Origin of the sequence: Limnospira sp. PMC 1279.21, from assembly GCF_032349615.1 — a bacterium.
Taxonomy (GTDB): Bacteria; Cyanobacteriota; Cyanobacteriia; order Cyanobacteriales; family Microcoleaceae; genus Limnospira; species Limnospira fusiformis.
In genome coordinates this window covers 1-3,089 of the sequence record NZ_JARPLU010000298.1, presented here as the reverse complement: position 1 = coordinate 3,089, position 3,089 = coordinate 1, and the positions used below count along the sequence as shown (strand labels likewise).

The window sequence follows — 3,089 nt, the reverse complement described above, 5'->3', positions numbered from 1 at the left end:
CGTTGGCTGGTGCGATCGCTTTACACAACACAGTCGGATTCTAGTAGGTTGGCTGGCGCGATCGCTTTACACAACACAGTCGGACTCTAGTAGGTTGGGTGGAGCGATCGCGAAACCCAACACAGTCGGCTAGGCTGGGGGTAATTAAGTTTTTGTCAGGTTTCCTGGGTTCATATAACCTACTGATTTGTTGGGTTTACGGAGTTCACCCAACCTACTCCTGGTGCGATCGCTTTACACAACACAGTCGGCTAGGCTGGGAGCGCGATCGCTTCGTTTCACGCTCTTACCATCGAGCTTAATCCAGATTTGCTAAACTTGAGTTGCTACCATCAAACCTCAAATCTTTCAATAATCGCTAACCATTATGACCTTCCAACAATTGCAAAAACAAGTCTTAGATTTACCTCTAGGCGATCGCTGGGCATTGCTCAAACTCCTGGTGGAATCTTTGCAGCCAACTCCGCTGCCTTTTCCAGAGGCAACACCCACACTAGAAAGCACCCCTGGAGACGAAGACAATTCCCTGGAGCAATACTATGGCTGTATTGACGATGAAACATTTATCCGCCATCCCCAACCCGAACAAGGCGATCGCCAACCGATTATATGAGATTTTTGCTGGATACAAATAGCTGCATTATCTATTTACGCGGCAAGAACTTAGCTCTGAAGAAGAGATTGGAGTTTTATCGCAAAGAAGTTGCTGTGTGTTCAGTCGTCAAAGCAGAGCTTTTTTACGGTTCTATGAAAAGTGCCAATCCCGAAAAAAATCTCAGGTTACAGACAGAATTTCTCTCGCAATTTATCTCTCTTCCCTTTGATGATGTGGCGGCAAATTTATTTGGCATAATCCGATCGCAATTGGAATTTAAGGGGACTCCTATCGGGTCTTATGACTTACAAATTGCGGCGATCGCCCTGGCACATCATCTCACCCTAGTAACCCACAATGTCCGTGAATTTAGTCGAGTAGAGGGTTTACAGTGGGAAGATTGGGAGCCAGAGACATAGCGTTTCTTGCCCCCCTAACCGATCGTATAGAGATGATGGCTGCCTGTGATTCGTTTTAGCTGCCAACCCTGTTGTTCCACAATTTTACAGAGTGCTTTACCAGAAATCGATTTCATAAAGATAACTCAATGAACTGTTTTTCTGGGGTGACTTCCTGTTGTTCACTCGCCACTTCCAGCCAAAGAAAGAACTGCATCTGCAAGCATTTCTAACAACTCTTCATAGCTCGATGCCCAGGTGTGACAATTGGGAAGGGCGGGTACTGAACCTGGACTTCATCTTCTGGCCAAATCATTGCTTTAATCTTCATCGTTTGTCTCTAATGGCTATCTAATCAGGATTTTAGCCGATCTGTTAACACCTCACTCAGCAACCCACAGCCTAGAAACCGGGTTGCTGCGAACCGCACCTTTTTCCCGAAGCTGATTAGAGAAATCCGGTTTCTCACACCCCCTCCAACCGCAGGAAATGCACCACCCCCGACCCATCCCCCGCCGCCACCGTCACCCCATCCGGTGCAACCGCACAGGAAAGCATTGCAGCCTCCCCGGTAAAGGTGGCTAACTCTTTCCCCGTCTCCAAATCCCACAGTTTCAGGGTGCAATCCCTGGATGCGGAAACCACTTGTTGACCGTCGGGGGTAATACCTACTGCTCGTACCCAATCACTATGCCCGCTGAGGGTAGCCAGTTGCGACCCGGTAGCCAAATCCCACAATTTCAGTGTGCAATCCCTGGATGCGGAAATCGCTTGTTTGCCGTCTGGGGTGATGGCTACTGCATATACCTCGCTACTATGCCCGGTGAAGGTAGCCAGTTGCGACCCGGTAGCCAAATCCCACAGTTTCAGTGTGCAATCCCTGGATGCGGAAATCGCTTGTTTGCCGTCCGGGGTAATGGCTACTGCATTTACCCAGTCACTATGCCCCCTAAAGTTAGCCAGTGGTTGGTGAGCGTAGTCGAACCATTCCGACCCGGTAGCCAAATCCCACAGTTTCAGGGTATTGTCCCAGGATGCGGAAACCGCTTGTTGACCGTCTGGGGCGATCGCTACTGCATTTACCCAGCTACTATGCCCGGTGAGGGTAGCCAGTTCCGTCCCGGTCTCCAAATCCCACAGTTTTAGGGTTTTATCCTTGGATGCGGAAATCGCTTGTTTGCCGTCTGGGGTGATGGCTACTGCATATACCGAGTCACTATGCCCGGTGAAGGTAGCCAGTTGCGACCCGGTAGCCAAATCCCACAGCTTCAGGATGTTATCCCAGGATGCGGAAACCGCTCGTTTCCCGTCTGGGGTAATGGCTACTGCATTTACCCAGCCACTATGCCCGGTGAAGGTAGCCAGTTGCGACCCGGTAGCCAAATCCCACAGTTTCATGGTTTTATCAGAGGATGCGGAAACCGCTTGTTGACTGTCCGGGGCGATCGCTACTGCATATACCGGCCAACTATGCCCCCTGAAGGTAGCCAGTGGTTGGTGAGCGTAGTCGAACGATTCCGACCCGGTAGCCAAATCCCACAGTTTCAGGGTTTTATCCCAGGATGCGGAAACGGCTTGTTGACCGTCCGGGGTGATGGCTACTGCATATACCGGACCACTATGCCCCCTGAAGGTAGCCAGTTGCGACCCGGTAGCCAAATCCCACAGCTTCAGGATGTTATCCCAGGATGCGGAAACCGCTCGTTTTCCGTCTGGGGTAATGGCTACTGCATATACCGGACCACTATGCCCCCTGAAGGTAGCCAGTTGCGACCCGGTAGCCAAATCCCACAGTTTCAGGGTGTTATCAGAGGATGCGGAAACCGCTCGTTTCCCGTCGGGGGCGATCGCTACTGCTCTTACCTTGCCCCTATGTCCTCTGAAGGTGGCTAACAGGTTCCTCGTAGCGAAATCCCACATTTTCAGGGTGTTATCCCCGGATGCAGAAACCGCTTGTTTCCCGTCTGGGGTAATGGCTACTGCATATACCGAGCCACTATGCCCGGTGAAGGTAGCCAGTTGCGACCCGGTAGCCAAATCCCACAGTTTCAGGGTTTTATCGAATGATGCGGAAACCGCTTGTTTCCCGTCCGGGG

General features: G+C 51.1%; 4 protein-coding genes. 2 read left to right on the top strand and 2 right to left on the bottom strand.

All coding sequences use genetic code 11. From position 1 onward, the window contains the following. Nucleotides 1-367: 367 nt before the first annotated feature. Both P5683_RS23745 and P5683_RS23740 read left to right on the top strand, forming a co-directional pair. Entirely contained in the window at nt 368-613 is a 246-nt protein-coding gene (locus P5683_RS23745; protein WP_006669411.1) for a hypothetical protein, read from the top strand. Further along, the gene (locus P5683_RS23740) at nt 610-1,014 is read left to right on the top strand and encodes a type II toxin-antitoxin system VapC family toxin (RefSeq protein ID WP_193520628.1); all 405 of its coding nucleotides are present in this window, start codon (nt 610-612) and stop codon (nt 1,012-1,014) included. The genes P5683_RS23745 and P5683_RS23740 overlap by 4 nt, the downstream gene beginning before the upstream one ends. Nucleotides 1,015-1,028: 14 nt before the next feature. On the opposite strand, the gene P5683_RS26585 is transcribed toward P5683_RS23740, so the two are convergent. Continuing rightward, on the bottom strand, nt 1,029-1,130 hold the full coding sequence (locus P5683_RS26585; RefSeq protein WP_368663646.1) for a type II toxin-antitoxin system HicA family toxin: 102 nt from the start codon (nt 1,128-1,130) through the stop codon (nt 1,029-1,031). A gap of 328 nt (nt 1,131-1,458) precedes the next feature. Beyond that, the coding region (locus P5683_RS23735; protein ID WP_315645933.1) for a WD40 repeat domain-containing protein at nt 1,459-3,089 on the bottom strand (1,631 nt) is incomplete at its 5' end.

Coding starts and splice junctions, on each gene's coding strand:
- P5683_RS23745 (WP_006669411.1), top strand. CDS start 368: ATGACCTTCCAACAATTGCAAAAACAAGTCTTAGATTTACCTCTAGGC.
- P5683_RS23740 (WP_193520628.1), top strand. CDS start 610: ATGAGATTTTTGCTGGATACAAATAGCTGCATTATCTATTTACGCGGC.
- P5683_RS26585 (WP_368663646.1), bottom strand. CDS start 1,130: ATGAAATCGATTTCTGGTAAAGCACTCTGTAAAATTGTGGAACAACAG.